We start from the raw sequence: 17,133 nt of genomic DNA, 5'->3' as shown, positions 1-17,133 counted from the left end.
TTTATTGACGTTAGCATTTTTTTTCCCGGTGATAAAAAAGGGTGAAAATATACGATTATAAAGATTTGGGCCTCAATTAGAAGCAGTTTAATGCCTACCAGTATAGTGTTTAATAAAACTTAATGAAAATTAACAAAATTAATTTGATTGGTTGGTTTCCAATGAATTAAACCAATGAAAACTTAAACCAATTAAAATCATGCACACTAAATTTAAAAATTCTCAAAAATTATTAGGACTGTTTCTCTCCGCAATTGTTCTTTTTGCTGCTAGCTGTTCAGACGATGATCCTAAGCCTATGGAAGCCGAAGATAAAAATGTTGTAGAACTAGCCATAAGCGATAGCCGGTTTACTACTTTGGTGCTAGCTGTCCAGAGAGCTGGTTTGGTAGATGCGCTTAGTGCTGACGGACCATTTACCCTATTTGCCCCTACAAATCAAGCATTCATTGATGCAGGGATAACGGATGTGAATAACGTTTCAGAAGACGCCTTAAAAGATATATTAATGTACCATGTGGTTGCCGCTGATGTGCCATCTTCTGCTGTAAGTAGTGGAAGCGTTACTTCTTTGGAAGGTTCTCCATTCTATGTAAGCATTTCTACAGATAACAAAGTGTGGATTAATGGAAACGCGGAAGTAACCGAAACAGATATTGATGCCTCCAATGGTGTAATCCATGTAATTGACAATGTGTTAATGAAGCCAACAATGTCCATAGCTGGTATCGCTACAGATTTTGCTCAATCGGCTACACCGGAATTTACACAGCTGGTTGGAGCCTTATCAAGAGCAGGTTTAGTAGATGCTGTGAATGGTGGGATGGAAGATGATTTGACAGTATTTGCCCCTACAGATGCTGCTTTTCTTCAATTGTACGATGATTTAGGAGTAACAGGATATGAAGACATTGCGCTTGAGACCTTAGAGAATGTATTGTTGTATCATGTAGTACCTGCAAGGGCTTTTTCTCAAGATTTAAGAGATGCTGCTGAACTACCTACTTTGCTCACAGATGAGACACTAACTGTAGATTTGAGCGATTTAAAAATTGAAGAGGCAAATCTAAACACAGATTTGTTAAATGTTCATGCAACAAATGGAGTCATTCATGTGATTGACAAAGTGATGCTACCATAATTTTTTAATAGAGGGTTAATTTTATAAGCATGGGTCGATTGGCCCATGCTTTTTTTGTTTCCATTAAGATTGAGAATTGCTTTAAGATAGCATCGTTGATTCTTACAATTCCAAGTTGGCACGGGCTAACATCATCGCCTACAGGTAAATCTTGTTTGTAGAGAAAAAAATAATTTCAAGGGCCAATTTCGCAGCGTTGACAAAGAAATAAATTATATTTATTATTTCGCCTTTAATAGGCAAAGGTTGTCCCTTAAAGAAAGGAATAATTATCTTTACAGTTGCTTTATGGTTAAAATTATGAATAACCTAATTATTCATGTCAGATAAAGGTGTGGGTAATGTGGCGAAGCTGTATGGCTACCAAAAAAAATAGATATGATTTCTCCAATACCTGAGAACCGTTATAGGTTTCAATATTTGATGTTTTTTCTTCTTGTGATGTTGTCTTTTAATGCATTTCCACAATCTTTAGAAGACATATCCTCTATAAATGTAGATGATTTAAGTGATCAGCAATTGCAGCAATTGGTCGAAAGAGCTACTCAAGCGGGTCTTTCAGAAGCTGAGCTGTTGCAGATGGCGCAATTAAGAGGAGTGCCTACTTCCGAAATTGATAAGCTAAAAGAGAGATTGAACGGGATGGTGCTAATGGATAGCTATGGTTCTGGAAATGCCTCAAAGGTTAATTCCAGAAGTCCAAGAAGGCAATTAGAGTTCAATGAAATCACTCAGGGGATTATTCCTCCGCAGGTAGATTTGGAGAATATGCCCACGGATAAACTGCCTTACTATGGAATGGATCTTTTTTACAATAAAACGAGAAGACTGACATTTGAGCCTAACCTAAATCTTGCTACACCGAGAAACTATATTTTAGGACCTGGTGACGAAGTGAATATTGATGTTTATGGACAATCAGAAACTTACTATCAAACGTCTATTACGCCAGAAGGCCAAATCATATTGGAAAACATAGGGCCTATTAGTGTCTCTGGATTTTCGCTGGAAGAGGCCACCAAGGTAATTCAGAATAGATTATCTGTATTCTATAAAGGCCTAAAAGGCAATAATCCCAATACTTTTTTACAAGTTAACCTTGGGAATATCAGAACCATAAAAGTTAATTTGGTGGGAGAAGTCAGGTTACCGGGGACTTTTACACTGAGTGCTTTCAGTAATGTTTTCAATGCCTTATATGCTGCAGGAGGCCCAAATGTCAATGGGAGTATGCGGAATGTGAAGTTGATCCGAAATCAAAAAGCCATCGCTGAAATCGACCTATATGATTTTTTAAATAATGGTGACCAAGGCGTAAATGTGACCTTACAGGACCAGGACATCATATTGGTGCCGCCTTATTCTGCTAGGGTAAGTATGGAAGGGGCTGTAAAGCGTCCTAAAGTATTTGAAGTAAAGGAGAATGAGACATTTGCTGATGTGCTTGAATTTGCTGGTGGATTTACTGACAGAGCCTTTCAGGAAAAGGTTGGTGTCACAAGAATGACAGCCAAAGAAAAAGCTGTTTCGGATGTTTACAATGATCAGTTTTCAATGTTTCTAGTAAAAGGAGGAGATCATTATTTAATTGGAGAAATACTAGATAGGTATACCAACAGAGTGCAGGTGAAGGGAGCCGTTTATAGACCGGGTAACTATGCTTTTGAACAAGGGCTCACGCTTACCAAGCTGATTGAAAAGTCCGAAGGCTTAAGAGGGGAAGCATTCTCAAAAAGAGTGACTGTTTTAAGAACAAAAGAGGATCTAAGTACTCGTTTGATACAAGTAGATCTTGGAGATATAATGAAAGGCATTTCACCTGACATCCCTATTATCAGAGAGGATGTCGTGCATGTCCCTTCAATTTATGAGATTAAGGAAGAAACCTATGTCAAAGTAAGTGGTGAGGTATTGGTGCCGGGGACTTACGCATATGCCGAGGATATGACATCGGAAGACCTTATACTTATGGCAGGAGGGCTTAAAGAATCCGCATCGAAAGAAGACATTGAAATCGCCAGAAGAGCAACGGATCAGGGTGGCAGAGAGTACGCTGAAATAATCCCTGTTGCAATGGGTGAGGACCTTGGGCTTTCTGATAATCCTCATGCTTTACTTCCATTCGATCATTTGACAGTAAGAAGGAAGACAAATTTCAGCTTTGAAAGAATGGTTAAAATTGACGGACAAGTCCAAGCCCCTGGCAATTTTGCCATTACTCAGGCAGAGGAGCGGATTTCTAGTTTGATTTCCCGCTCTGGAGGGCTTACAGATTTTGCCTACCCAAAAGGTGCTACGCTGATTAGAAGAACTGAGTTTTTCAAAAATCAATCGGAGAAGGTCAGAAATAACAATAATTTACTCAACTTGTTGGAAAGGTTGAATAGGGACAATATGGAACCTACTGAGTCTCAAAAACAAATGATTGATCGCATAAATAAATACCTTTTTGGAAAGAATGATTCAGTAGAAGTTGAGTTAGATCTAGCCGTAATAGAGGCTAGAGAGAGACTTTTAAACGATATTTCTGCTTCCCGGGATGGAATAAACCCAATCCAATTGAGAGAGACTGAGGCAGTAGCTATTGACCTTGTGGCCATAATGGCAAATCCAGGATCTAAGTACGATTTGATTTTAGAGGAAGGGGATATATTAAGCGTTCCTAGAAAGTTACAAACAGTAAGATTGAGAGGGGATGTGATCTATCCAACGACTATTAGGCATGAAGACTTTAGGGGATTGCATTATTACATCAATAAGGCAGGAGGCTTTAATGTAAGGGCGAAAAGAAAAAGGACTTACGTGGTATATGCCAACGGTGAAGTGGCCCGAACCAAGAATTATATTTTCTTTAATGCCTTTCCAAAGGTTGAACCCGGATCAGAAATCATTGTTCCTACCAAAGGTCCACGGATACCAATTAGACCTGGTGATTTTGTTGGGATTACTACTGGCCTTGCCACTTTGGCTTTGGTTTTAACTCAGATTTGGAATTAACTATGGAGGGAAACCGACACATATTAGATGACAAGATCACTTTTAAAGAGCTGTTTCTTCGCCTTCAAAACTGGTTAAATATTTACAAGAAAAGGTGGAAAATATTGCTGCTCTTTATGGTTGTTGGTGCCATTTTAGGGGGACTTGTGTCTATTCTAAAAAAGCCAGTGTATCATGCTGATACAACCTTTGTATTAGAGCAATCTGACATGGGAGGAATGGGTAATATTTCAGGACTAGCCTCTATGCTTGGAATTAATCTTGGAGCAATGGGGGGAGAAAGTGGACTCTTCAAAGGAGACAATATTATGGAACTCTATAAGTCAGAATCCATGCTAACAAAAACCTTGTTAAGGCCCTTTGATTCTGTCTCCAATGAAAGTGCTGGGAAATTGTTAATAGAGCGGTACATTTTCTTTAACAAACTTGATCAAAAATGGAAAGATGAGGTTGATTTCAGCGCACTGGATTTCTCTTTACCTCGTTCCCGCTTTACCATCCAACAGGACAGTGTCTTGAAAGAAGTAGTAAAGGAAATAAAGGAACGAAATTTAATAGTCGAAAAGCCAGATCGAAAGCTCAATATAATTAAAGTGACAGTGGCCAGTAAAGACCAGGCCTTCTCTAAAAGCTTTAATGAAAACCTGGTAGCAACGGTCAATGAATTTTACTTAAAGGCAAAGACAAAGAAAACAACAGAGAATGTCCGGGTGCTTCAACATCAATCAGACAGTGTAAGAAAGGTTTTGGACAACAAAATTAAAGCTTTGGCAGTATTTCAGGACAGGATTCCCAACCCAAACCCATTGCTTCAAGAGAGGGTGGTGCCTTCAAAAAGCATACAAATTGATATTCAAGCCTCGGCCGCAGTGTATGAAGAAATTGTAAAGAACTTAGAGATATCTAAAATTAACAATAGAAATAACACTCCTTTGATCCAGATTATAGACCAGCCTCGATATCCACTCGAGAGAGCTGAAATAAAATTTAAAACAGGAATTGTCGTGGGAATGTTTCTATTCTTTTTGATGGGTTTTGTTTGGATTTATTTGAGCACACTGTATGTGACACATCTTAAGCCATGAGTCCTACCTATAATTATGTCGGATAAACGCTCCCAAGTACCTTATATTCATTTATTAAGACATAAATCTTTTTAAATTTAGTTTTTTATTTTAATTCAATCCTCAAATATCCTTGTTTCACTTGTGGCTATGCCGGTATTGATTCGGGTAGTGGGAGTGGAGGAATTTGGAAGGATCAATCTTGCTTTCTCCGTTATTCTCTTATTTAATGTGCTTGTCGGTTTCGGGTACAACCTGAGTGCGCCAAAGAGCATTGCTTTGAATCAGGGAAACATTCAAGCCTTAAGTGAGAAGGTTTCAGAAATTCTCTGGAGCAAGCTATTTCTTGCATTCACCTCTCTTTTAATTATTGGAATCCTTGGTTTTGTCTTTGGGTTTTTTGAAGACTTCCTGCTGGTGCTTTGGTGGTCTACAGTATTGTTATTTAGCGAAGCCACTACCAGCGTTTGGTTTTTTCAAGGGAAAGAACGGATGCAATGGGTTTCGGTAATCAATGTTTTCACAAAGTTAGCTTATTTGCTGCTATTGGTTTGGTGTATAAATAATCCAAGCGATAGTTATTTGTCGAATTTTTTACTCGGTTCTACTGCGCTTTTAGGAAATGTAGGCTTACTCTTATTTGTAAACTTCAGTATGAATATCAAACTGATTTGGCCAAAATTTCCGCCTATATTCCGCTCCTTAAAAGAGAATGTATTGCTGTTTCTTTCCAGTCTTGCTTCCCATATTGCTATAAATGGAGGACTGATCATTTTAAGTTTTTTGCTTCTGCAGCCGTATTGGGGCCATACAGTATAGCTGAGCGAATAGCGATGGTTTTAAGAATGGCTCCGGTTTTAATTAGTCAGGCAGTTTTTCCAAGGGCCAGTATTCTCTATTATGAAGAGAACCGTAAATTCTTTTCCTTTCTTGCCAAGGTAGAGTTGGCCACTTTAGCAATTGGCGTTTTAATCATTGTTTTTATACAAATAGCGGCACCTTTTATAATAACACTCCTAGCAGGTGAAAACCTGGAGAATGCGGTCCTTTTCCTTAAAATTCTGTCCTTTATCCCTTTGGTTTCAGGGCTTAATTTGGGGAATATGCTGATAATTTTAGTGACTGAGCAAAAGAAAGTCCTTTTTAATTCCACCTGGGTTTTTTCAGTATACATGTTGACAGCTTCACTTGTCCTTACCCAAGCTTATGGTGGTGTAGGTCTTGCTGTAGCTTTGATTTCAACAGAAATTATAATATTTATTGTCACCACCATTCTTTTAAATAGAAAAAAACCATCCACCGTATCTCAATTTTATCGTGCATTATTCAGTAGCCATAGTTATTCTTAATTGGAATGGCTGGGCTTATACCCAGGCATGTATTGAATCCCTTCTTGTGTCAGGGGTCTCTGAAAGTGACATTGTCCTTGTGGACAATGGTTCAACAGACGGGTCTCTTTTAAATGTCAAAAATCGATTTCAAGATATCCACCTTATTAAAAATAAAGTCAACGAAGGTTTCACCGGGGGGAATAATATAGGTATGCAATACGCCTTGAATAGAGGGTATGAATACATCATGTTGCTAAACAATGACACAAAAGTGACAACAGGTTTTCTGGAATTGTTGATTGCAGAAATGAGGACTTCAGACAAATTGGCGGCCATACAGCCGTTGATTTATTATATGGAGCCAGAAACACAAATATGGAATGCCGGAGGAAAATACCATGCTTGGTTGGGGTATTCGCAAACAAATTATAAGGTAAAGAGCGAAAAACCTTACTTGACAGAATGGATTAGTGGTTGTGCAATTCTGGTTAGATCGGCTGTTCTGGAGAAAGTTGGCTTATTGGACAACAAGTATTTTGCCTATTTTGAAGATGTGGATTGGTCCTTAAGGATGAGAAAGCGGGGTTTTGAGCTCAAAGTACATCCTAAGTCGATAATTTACCATGAAGCAGGAGCATCATCGAAAAGCGAAATTAAAGGAAGTGAGGGGTTTTTAGACCCTAAAGTTCATTTCCTTAACGTTAAAAACCAGATTTTTCAACTTAGAAAATACTGTACTAGTCCACAATATTGGCTCGCATGGCCTTTCCATTTTGCTAAATTTGGGTTTTTATTCTTTATTTCTTGGTAAAAGGACGTAGAAGCAAATGCATGGCAGTGATAAATGGAATTAAGGAAGGATTGAAAACGCCACTGAAATTTAGTAAATGATATCTCTGCTATTGTTCGTAATTGTAGTAGTATATGTTTTACTGCTGGTGTTTATCACTGTTGAAAAAATTATTTTCAAAGGGGATTGGCATTTTATACTGTTCTTTATGGTGCTTTACCTGCCCTTTTACACCTCCATTTTGAGCATAGTCTACCAAGCCACGGGCTCAGAATTAGTAGTGGCATTTTTTTCAATATATTAAAGAGCTTTTACTATTTCTGGCTTTGCTTGGCTTTGTTTTCTACAATAGAAATATTTGGGACTATCCAATCAGGCTCAATTTAGTTGATAAACTATTTCTTTCCTTTACTGCTTTAGCAATTTTGTATGTGTTTCTGCCCCTTGGAGAAGCAAGTTTACTCAGTAAGTTATTGTATCTCAAAGGCACTTTATTAATTCCTCTGTTTTATTTTTTGGGAAGAAATACAAAGATGAATCAAAAAGCTATCACAAGACTATTCAGCCTAATAATGTTTGTGGCCATTGCTGCTTTTTGCTTGAATGTGGTAGAGAAGGCGATAGGAGTGCACTTTCAACAATTTTCTGGCTACGCTTTATTTAATTTTGCTGTAAATGGCATCGATCCATCAGGGAATTATGGTTTGTCCTGGACTTTTGAAACCCAAACATCGGGGATGCGATTGGCTTCGTTTTTTTCAGATCCTCTGGAACTTGCCAGTTCATGTCTGTTAGCATTTTCTACAGGCCTTATTTGGTATTTAAGTAAAGAAAGAGGACAGAGCTGGATGTACCTTATTGTAATGGCAGCATCCTTTGGTAGCTTGATGATGACCGCTTCCAGGGCAGCTTTTGGAGCATTTTTTGTAATGCTTCTGTTCATTGCTGTGGTATTTAGACTCTATAAATTACTTGGACTAGGGGCCTTGCTTTTTATTAGTTTTGGAGCCTATGTGATATTGTTTGCATCGGATGAGTTTTATTATTTTATCTATGACACCATTACTTTCCAAAACGCCTCAAGCCTAGGGCATTTGGTGGAATGGTTTCTTGCCTTGGATTCCATCATTGCCAATCCCGAAGGAATAGGGCTGGCAATGAGTGGAAACACGGGGAGTGTAGAAGATGAATTTCGTGTAGGGGGAGAAAACCAGTTTTTAATCTACGGAGTTCAACTTGGCGTGTTAGGCATGTTTTTGTACATCGCTATTTTGGGTTTTGGTATCTATAAAAGTCTTCTTGTTTTCAGAAAAACCGAGGACAGTAATACGGCCCGTATTGCTTTCGTTACAGCGGCAACTAAATTTGGGCTTCTACTACCTCTTTTTACAGCGAATGCGGAATTATATGCCTATGTTTCACTTATTACTTGGTGGATGATGGGCTATACTTTAACTGCTTATAACCGGCTTTATTCCACCTTGAATTTTACTACGACTAGTAATCTTTCCCAACCATCAGTATGAATAAGAAAGGTAAGAAGGTTATTCTTGTAGATATATTTTTTCAATACCTAGCCCAAACGGGCATTAAGACCTACACGGATAGCCTCCTTAGTCAGATAGATGCTTACGATGGGGAAGAATATACCTTTATCATTTACCCGTCGCGTGAAAAAATGATGGGAAGTAAGTTTTTTAAAGGTAAAACTGCCCGCTGGAAAAACTGGTGGTTTCAGATTCGATATTTTTCTCATAAACTTATTGTCTTGCCATTCCTTTCCCTTTGGTACAAAGCGGATCTTGTTTTTTCTCCTGACATTCTTTCACCCATCTGGTCCAGAGGAAAAAGGGTTTCTGTGATTCACGATGCTTTTTTCTGGGAAACACCTGAACATTACAATGCTCTCTGGAGAAAAATTTACTTGTTTTTTTTACAGAAGAGTGTAGACTCGGGAGCACGCGTTTTGACCGTAAGTCATTATGCTAAATCAAAAATATCAAATTATTTAAAAACTAGTAATCCTATAACGGCCATTCCAACAGGGCTGGACCTCAAGGTGAGGGCCAAAATGGACAAAGAGCATTCACATCATCCAAACCCTTATTTCCTTCATGTTGGCGTTATGGAGAAAAGGAAAAACCTTCCCACGCTTATTAAAGCATTTGCCATTTTTTCGGAAATGAGTGAGACAGACTATTCCCTGGTATTGGTAGGGCAGAGAGGTCCTAGAGAAGCTTTGGATGACTATCCAGCGATTATGGACTTAGTAAAAAAGTATCAATTGGAGGACAAAGTTATTTTCCCCGGCTACCTGGATGCAGTGAAGCTTTCAACTTATTATCAATTTGCAGAAGCTTATGTATTTCCTTCCACCAATGAAGGTTTTGGTTTGCCTGTGCTAGAAGCATTTTCTTACGGATTACCCGTGATTGTAGGTCCCCAAGGAGCTTTGCAAGAAGTGGGAGGTGAAGCAGTGTTAGTAAGTAGCTCCTTTGATGCGGAGGATTTTTCAAGAGTTATGTTTCAGCTTTCAACGGATGAGGCGCTTCGCCATGAATTATCAGAATCTGGTTTTAAGCGATTGTCGTTGTTTACTGGAGAGAAGTTTTTCCTATCTTTGCTGGGTTATTTTAAAAGGATGATTAATGAGTAGTTTTCCGGGAAAGTTAATTTCAGGGATTTCAGGATTGGATTTTTCAGATCGATTTGGATTGGGTTGGGATCGATTATCTACCCTGTCCGTATTGATACGTATGGGTATTTGGTGGTTGCGTGGCTTGTTTCTAAGACTGAGGTTGAAATCATCCAAAGGGATGCTTTTGTTGGGGAAGGGTGTAACCATTCGTCAGGCAGGCTATTTTGAGGTCGGGAGTAATTTTGTTGCCCAGGATCACTGTGAGATAAATTGTCTTTCACAAAAAGGCATTGTTTTCGGCGATAAAGTGACCGTGGGTAGCTATGCTATTATTCGGCCGACAAACTTATATGGAGGAGAGTTAGGGGTAGGACTTAAAGTTGGAAATAATTCCAGTATAGGGCCTTATGCCTATATCGGATGTTCAGGATACATAGAGATAGGTGACAATGTAATGATGTCGCCTAGGGTAAGCATTTACGCTGAAAACCATGTATTTGACGATATTGGGCAACCTATGATAGCACAAGGGGTTAAACGTTCTTTTGTGAAAATAGAGGATGATTGCTGGATAGCTTCAAATGCTGTGATTTTAGCGGGTGTTACCATAGGTAAAGGATCTGTAGTTGCCGCCGGAAGCATTGTTACGAAAGATGTGGCTCCATACAGCATAGTTGGAGGGAATCCTGCTAAGCTTATCAAATCGAGGAAATGAAATGGTGTGGATTCTAATCATGTTCTTGAATATAGCCAGTATGTTTCACCTTAGGTTTAAAATCGTAGGCTACATTAGGCATAAAAGTAATTTTTTGATACCATTATTTGGGAATTGGTTTTTCTTTCAAGTGAAAGAAAAACCAATTCCGATTTCATGTTTTACCTAAATAGGATCAGAAGGATATAAATGAAGCGTAAAATAGAGGGAAAGCGGGTTATGATGCTGCATGGGTCATCTGATCTATATGGAGCAAGCAAAATATTTTTACTTACAGCTGAAATTCTGAGTAATAATGGTGTGGCTGTTTTAGTGATTTTATCGGAGGATGGCCCGCTAGCAGACGAATTGAAAAAGTTAGGAATTAGGGTTGAACTAGTGCGTTTAGGGGTTATTAGGCGCAAGTATTTTAATATCAGTGGGTTATTTAACAGATTAAAGGTTACTTTTGAAGCTTATAGAAAGCTTGGAGCACTTGCTGAAGAAGAAAAAACTACACATATTTACTCGAATACCGCTGCAGTTTGGGTAGGAGCACTACTTTCCAGAATGAAAGGGTATACCCATATTTGGCACCTGCATGAAATCATTGAACAGCCAAAGTTTTTTGCAGTATGGATGGGGAAGTTGGTGGAGTATAATTCTCACAAGGTTATCGTTGTTTCTGAAGCCGTTAAAAAGAATTGGGCAAAACACGTAAGTGCAAATAAACTGCATTTGGTTTATAATGGGATAGATTATAATCCTTACCTTTGCAAATCTGTTGATTTGCGTAAGGAGTTAAATATTCCTAATGAGGCAATGATAATTGGGATGATAGGAAGGGTTAACAGTTGGAAAGGGCAGGAATACTTTTTGGAAATTTCAGAAGAATTAAATAAAAAGTTTTTAAATTTATATTTTCTTTTAGTAGGAGACGCCTTTCCTGGTGATGAACACTTGTTTGAAGGGTTAGAACAAAGGATTTTGGAGAATAAATTTAGTGATAAAATAATTAATTTAGGTTTTAGAAAAGATATATCCCATGTTTTAGCTACTATGGATATTTTTATTCTTCCATCCATATTACCTGATCCATTCCCAACTGTAATATTAGAAGCCATGGCTTCTAAAAAGCCTGTGGTGGCTACAGCCCAAGGTGGGGCCTTGGAAATGATAGAGCATGGTGAAACTGGTTATCATATCCCTTTGAATGAAGCTCCTGAAGCAGCTTCCATTATTGGTGATTTAATAAATAATAAAGGCCAAATCAACAAAGTAGGTGAAGAGGCCAGAAAAAGCGTTATAGAAAATTTTTCTTTGCCTAAATATGGGCAGAAAATTTTGAATATTTTTTCTTGAGTAGTAAATAGATACAGTATGTCAAAAAACAACAAGCCGTTGCATGTTGCCATAGTAGGTACAAGAGGGTATCCTTATGTTTACGGGGGTTACGAAACTTTTGTAAAAGAAATGGGCGAACGGTTGGTGCAAAGAGGAATAGAGGTTACCGTATATTGTCATGCTCCATTGTTTGAAAAAAAGCCTAAAAAGGTAAATGGTATTAACCTGGTCTATATACCCTGTGTTGAAACCAAGTCATTAAGTCAATTGACCAATTCTTTACTCTCAATGATCCATGTCTGTTTTTCAAAAGTAGACGTAGTGTTTGTAGTAAATAGTGCCAATGGTCCTTTTGGTATACTCACCAAAGCATTTGGGAAACCATCCACTATTAATGTAGATGGTCTGGAGTGGCTAAGGCCAAAATGGAAAGGATTAGGAGCGAGATACTATTTGTTTGCTTCCAGACTTGCCACCAAGCTGTATGATCAATTGATTACAGATTCAGATGAAATGGAGAAAATTTATCTTGAAAAATTCAATGCTCCTTCAAAGATGATCGCCTATGGTGCCAATCCTAGATTGTCTTCTGATAGCACTCTGATTGAAGAGTGGGATCTTCAAAAACAATCTTATTTTTTGATTGTAGGTAGACTTATTCCTGACAATAATGCTGATTTAATCGTTGAAGGTTTTGTGAAATCAAAATCCAAAAGAAAGCTCGTTATTGTAGGGGATGTTCCTTATCACGATAAGTTTGCCCAGAGAATGAAGCAGGTTGACGACAAGAGGTTGATATTTACAGGATATGTAAGAGACCAAGAGCAATTGGCTTCCTTGTACCACAATTGTTTTGCTTATTTTCATGGACATGAATATGGTGGTACAAATCCTGCGATGTTGAAAGCCCTTGGGTATGGTTGTGCCATTCTTGCTTTGGATACCAGGTTCAATCAGGAAATGCTACAAAAAGGTAAATTTGGATGGTACTTTGATAAAAATGCAGCATCTGTTGTTGATATCACAGAAAAAGCAGAAAGTTCTCCTGAAAAAATGGAAAACTTAAGAGAGCATGCAAGAGAAGGGCTGACAGATAAGTACAACTGGGATGTTGTAACTGATGAATATGAAACCCTTTTTAAGGCTTTATGTAAGCGAAAAATAAAAGAGAATTTAGTTGAGATAAACTACTAAAAATCATCAATGTGTTTTTTGTCTTTAATCTTTTATAAGGTGACATTAATGATGCAATAACACCAACTGTGATTTTATGGTAGCGTTAACTTTAGACCTTAAGATTTAAAATATTACCGGATTTTATCCGGTTTTTTTTACCCATTTTTGAAATGACGAATACTTAGGGCTATGCATGTGGATTGAAGATTTCGATGCTGAAAATTCAAAGCCATTGATTCCTTCCCATATTAGTATAGCTCTTGCATTTTCGGTTTGGATTCAGCTCTTAGGTTTCTGTTGCTTTTAGATTTGGGCAAGCAAAGTGTGATCCGTGCAGGTTTCTAATTTCGATTAAAGCAGAAAATCGAAAAAAGTGACAAGATTTCCAGTACTTTTGTGCTAAGCTTATTATTTTTAGCTATTAGCAGCAAAGAGCCTGTGAAGAAGAATCGAATGATTTGGGTTTATGCGAATGATTTTTAATTGATATACTTGAATGGCAAAACGTTTTTATAAATATTTCCCATGGCTGTTTATTTCTGTGGAGCTTGTGGTGATGTTTATTGTGTTTGGACTGTTGACTATTTTAAGTCCGGAAAGCGATTTTAAGTCTTCAGACTACCTTTTAGATGTAGGATTGTTTGGCTTAGTATGGCTTATTATTGTCTTGGTTAGGAAGGATTATAAACTATCAAGAACATCTGTTTATTGGGATACGCTCATGCAGTTCCTAGTCTCATATGTTTGGGCAATTTTGATATTTTTTATTTTAAGGGAGCACTTGTCCTCCTCCAGCTCATTAAAATTAGATTTTTATCTTTTCCCAATTGGGCTCTTCATGGTAGTATTTTTTAGAATTGGCGTCCATATGGCCCTGAGAAGGTACAGGATGAGCGGTAGAAATTATCGGAAAGCGGTAATATTGGGGAAGGATGAATGGAGCAATCAATTGGCACGTACCCTTGAGAAGAATAAAGCTTTTGGGATCAAATTATTAGGGTTTTTTGATGATAAGGTGAATAGTAAGGATGTTTTGGGGGATTTTGATCATTTTTTCGATTCCTTCGGCATTGGCTCTCTGGATTTGGTTTATCTCAGCCAAAATATGCCTGGCAATCTGGTAAATAAAATAGTGGATTTCGCTGATGAAAATCATTTTAAGGTTAAGATTATTCCTGGTCCGGCATTGCAATGGAACAAAAAAATGAGTTTTAGTAACTATGGCTCTTTCATAGTAGTCAATTTGAACGAGATTCCTTTAGATCGTTTAGGGAACCAATTTTTCAAACGTTTTTTTGATGTGCTGTTTTCTACCTTAGTAATCTTATTTATCTTTAGTTGGTTAGTGCCAATTATTGCGATATTGATTAAACTAGAATCTAAAGGCCCGGTGTTTTTCTATCAAAAACGGACTGGCGTAAACAATAAAGATTTCACCTGTATTAAATTCAGAACCATGCAGGAGAATCCATGGTCAGATACGCTTCAAGCCTCAAAAAATGACCCTAGAGTAACCAAGGTTGGTGGGGTTCTAAGGCGCTTCTCCCTGGATGAGCTTCCTCAGTTTATTAATGTACTCAAAAATGAGATGTCAGTCGTAGGACCGAGGCCTCACACCGTTCCTATGAATGAAGTTTTTAAGCAACGTTTGGAAAAATACAATAACAGGCATTGCATTAAACCTGGGATAACAGGCCTTGCACAGGTATTGGGTTACCGTGGAGAGATTTCTACCCACTGGCAAATAAGGTCCAGGGTGAAGCTTGATTATTTTTATGTTCGCAAATGGTCCTTTTTTCTGGACATTAAGATCGTCTTAAAAACAATGAATCAAATGCTAAGTTCAGGTGAGGAAGTTTATTGAAAAGCTTCAGTAAACCCATCTGAGTAATTTGGATTTGACAGAGGGTTTTTAACGCTTAACATTTGTATTGATTTTTAAAACCAATTTTTTAGATTCTAAAAAGGGCTTCAAGAAAGCTCATGTTTTCACCTTTTTCCTTCATCACTAGCATGGGGATATCATGGTTGTTATTCACTAGTTTTTCGGCTACACTTCCCAATAAAACTGCCGCTGATCTTGACCTGCCCCTGCTTCCTACGATTAACAAGTCTGTATCAATAGAGCGAGCAAACTCCATTATGTTATCCGCTTCATCTTTATTGTCTCTAAGGATAAATGTGCACAATAAGTCAGGCAAGTTGTTTTCAGTTAAGAAATGCTTGAAATCCTTTTTTGCATTTTCAAGCATTATTGCTGCAAATTCTTCAAAGGATTTGCCTGTTTTGCTATAACCACTAGGGACTTCATACATATGGCAGCACTGTAAAGCAGCGTTTGTTTTTTCGCTAATCTCCAAAGCGATTTCAATACTTACCTTTGAATGTTTTGAAAAATCAATCGGGAGTAAAACACTGTTGATTTTGCCAGTTGGAGGTGTTTCCGGAAGTAATAGTACTGGTCTAGGGTATTTCTGCGACAAATTTTTGACCAGGGAGTCAGAAGGTGTTTTGCCTTTTTTTCTACCAAGTATTAAAAGATCGGTTTCTTTAATATTGCACCAACGAAGCATGCTGTCCTGTGCATTTCCCTCCTTTACAATGATCTCATAATTGAAATCTAGTGCTGGTTTGCTTTTTTCAATTTCATATAGAATTTGACTTTCGATGGTTTCGTCTAATGGGGCCAATAAATCAGGATATGCTGATGTGACCTCTTCGGGTAGAATTAGACTTTTCGAAAAATGAATAAAATATACTTTCTCTATATCCAAAATAGGAACAAGTATTTTGATATTGGATATCAATACCTCATCTAAAAGGGTTAAGTCTAACCCTACCATGACTTTTTTGAATTGCTTCATTGATCTTACCTTTAAATCAGTTTTGCGTTTGAATTGGGAATATGGTAAAATTTTATGAATTTAACTTTTTGATGGCATCTTTAAAAGAAGATTTACTTCAAATAATAAAAATAAATGCAATTGACTATCTGAGGTGTCTAGGGTAAAGCCATTTGATTCGTTGTAAGCTCTCAGACTTATTTCTTTGAGTTTGTGGAATCAACTAAAAAGACGACTTTTGCAAGCTTTGTATTTAAAGTCAAATCATTCAGATAATTTATTGTCATGACTAAAGTAATGGGTAAATATTTTTTGGCTATTGTACCAGATGAGCCTTTGAAAGATGCGATTACTGATTTGAAGGAGCAGTTACGAGCTTCTTTTGGTATTAAGTATGCCCTTAAATCCCCGCCGCACATCACGCTGAAAATGCCATTTGTTCACAGTGAAAATAAGGAAGTGGAATTGGTGAAATCATTGCGGAAGTTTTTTGAACAAGAGAAAAGCTTTTCTTTGTCTTTAGGAAGGATCGGGTCATTTGGGAATAGGGTAGCTTTTATGAAGGTGAAATATCCTCCTGAACTTCTATTTTGTCAACAACGACTCATTGCTTTTAGTAAAACAGTTTTAAAAAAGAGTATTGAGTTAAGCGACACCAATTATCACCCTCATCTGACTTTGGCCTATAGGGATGTGAAAAAGGATCAATTTGAACAAGTATTGGAGTACCTGAAGGGGAATTCTGTGAAAGGCTCTTTTAACGTTCACCAGGTTTATTTGCTGAAAAAAGTAGATGGTTTCTGGCGTATTATAGAAGAAATAAAGTTATCCAGTTGATTGTGAATGATTATGGACTAAGTTCCTGCTTGCAATTGTAAGAATTCTGAAGTCTTAAAGTCTTCGGACAATTTTTTTTCTTTTTTTACAAATTATTAAAATTTGTAATAATTAGATAATACCTACATAATATTCTGAATCAGTATTTTGGAAATAATTTTTAGTTTTCTTCGCAATTATGTAGGTGCGTTAAAATGGGGAAAAAACGATATTTTAATATGCTAAAAAACATTTTTCCCAAAATAAAATACATTTTACATAAACGGTTTAAATAATTT

At 37.4% G+C, this 17,133-nt stretch carries 14 protein-coding genes; 13 read left to right on the top strand and 1 reads right to left on the bottom strand.

Features of this window, described 5'->3' with window-relative positions; all coding sequences use genetic code 11:
* Positions 1-199 precede the first annotated feature (199 nt).
* From ADICYQ_RS24380 to ADICYQ_RS24330, 12 genes are all read left to right on the top strand, one after another.
* Positions 200-1,141: a fasciclin domain-containing protein gene (locus ADICYQ_RS24380; RefSeq protein WP_020888398.1), complete on the top strand. Its 942-nt coding sequence runs from the start codon at positions 200-202 to the stop codon at positions 1,139-1,141.
* Between the two features lie 378 nt (positions 1,142-1,519).
* Positions 1,520-4,138, top strand: coding sequence for an SLBB domain-containing protein (locus tag ADICYQ_RS24375; RefSeq protein ID WP_040418083.1), 2,619 nt, complete (start codon positions 1,520-1,522; stop codon positions 4,136-4,138).
* A 2-nt stretch (positions 4,139-4,140) separates the two neighbouring features.
* Positions 4,141-5,223 carry a Wzz/FepE/Etk N-terminal domain-containing protein gene (locus tag ADICYQ_RS24370; protein ID WP_040418082.1) on the top strand — a complete coding sequence of 361 codons (1,083 nt, stop codon included), beginning with the start codon at positions 4,141-4,143 and terminating at the stop codon, positions 5,221-5,223.
* A gap of 87 nt (positions 5,224-5,310) precedes the next feature.
* A complete protein-coding gene (locus ADICYQ_RS26420) occupies positions 5,311-6,021 on the top strand; it encodes an oligosaccharide flippase family protein (RefSeq protein ID WP_316929341.1) in 711 nt (236 codons plus the stop codon).
* A 26-nt stretch (positions 6,022-6,047) separates the two neighbouring features.
* Positions 6,048-6,551: a lipopolysaccharide biosynthesis protein gene (locus ADICYQ_RS26415; RefSeq protein ID WP_020888394.1), complete on the top strand. Its 504-nt coding sequence runs from the start codon at positions 6,048-6,050 to the stop codon at positions 6,549-6,551.
* The gene (locus ADICYQ_RS24360; protein ID WP_235114897.1) at positions 6,520-7,344 is read left to right on the top strand and encodes a glycosyltransferase family 2 protein; all 825 of its coding nucleotides are present in this window, start codon (positions 6,520-6,522) and stop codon (positions 7,342-7,344) included. The genes ADICYQ_RS26415 and ADICYQ_RS24360 overlap by 32 nt, the downstream gene beginning before the upstream one ends.
* Before the next feature lie 512 nt (positions 7,345-7,856).
* A complete protein-coding gene (locus ADICYQ_RS24355; protein ID WP_316929340.1) occupies positions 7,857-8,849 on the top strand; it encodes an O-antigen ligase family protein in 993 nt (330 codons plus the stop codon).
* Entirely contained in the window at positions 8,846-9,979 is a 1,134-nt protein-coding gene (locus ADICYQ_RS24350) for a glycosyltransferase family 4 protein (protein ID WP_020888390.1), read from the top strand. The genes ADICYQ_RS24355 and ADICYQ_RS24350 overlap by 4 nt, the downstream gene beginning before the upstream one ends.
* Positions 9,972-10,676, top strand: coding sequence for an acyltransferase (locus ADICYQ_RS24345; protein ID WP_020888389.1), 705 nt, complete (start codon positions 9,972-9,974; stop codon positions 10,674-10,676). Before ADICYQ_RS24350 ends, ADICYQ_RS24345 begins: the two co-directional genes overlap by 8 nt.
* A 189-nt stretch (positions 10,677-10,865) precedes the next feature.
* Entirely contained in the window at positions 10,866-12,017 is a 1,152-nt protein-coding gene (locus ADICYQ_RS24340) for a glycosyltransferase family 4 protein (protein ID WP_040418081.1), read from the top strand.
* A gap of 18 nt (positions 12,018-12,035) precedes the next feature.
* A complete protein-coding gene (locus tag ADICYQ_RS24335) occupies positions 12,036-13,193 on the top strand; it encodes a glycosyltransferase (RefSeq protein ID WP_020888387.1) in 1,158 nt (385 codons plus the stop codon).
* A gap of 478 nt (positions 13,194-13,671) precedes the next feature.
* The gene (locus ADICYQ_RS24330) at positions 13,672-15,039 is read left to right on the top strand and encodes an exopolysaccharide biosynthesis polyprenyl glycosylphosphotransferase (RefSeq protein WP_020888385.1); all 1,368 of its coding nucleotides are present in this window, start codon (positions 13,672-13,674) and stop codon (positions 15,037-15,039) included.
* An 88-nt stretch (positions 15,040-15,127) separates the two neighbouring features.
* On the opposite strand, the gene ADICYQ_RS24325 is transcribed toward ADICYQ_RS24330, so the two are convergent.
* Positions 15,128-16,039 (bottom strand): universal stress protein, encoded by a 912-nt coding sequence (locus ADICYQ_RS24325; protein ID WP_020888384.1) that lies wholly within the window; start codon positions 16,037-16,039, stop codon positions 15,128-15,130.
* A gap of 264 nt (positions 16,040-16,303) precedes the next feature.
* Between ADICYQ_RS24325 and ADICYQ_RS24320 the strand changes: the two genes are divergently transcribed.
* On the top strand, positions 16,304-16,855 hold the full coding sequence (locus ADICYQ_RS24320; RefSeq protein ID WP_020888383.1) for a 2'-5' RNA ligase family protein: 552 nt from the start codon (positions 16,304-16,306) through the stop codon (positions 16,853-16,855).
* Positions 16,856-17,133 lie beyond the last annotated feature (278 nt).

The organism is Cyclobacterium qasimii M12-11B, assembly GCF_000427295.1.
Lineage (GTDB): Bacteria > Bacteroidota > Bacteroidia > Cytophagales > Cyclobacteriaceae > Cyclobacterium > Cyclobacterium qasimii.
This window is presented reverse-complemented; position numbering and strand designations above follow the sequence as displayed.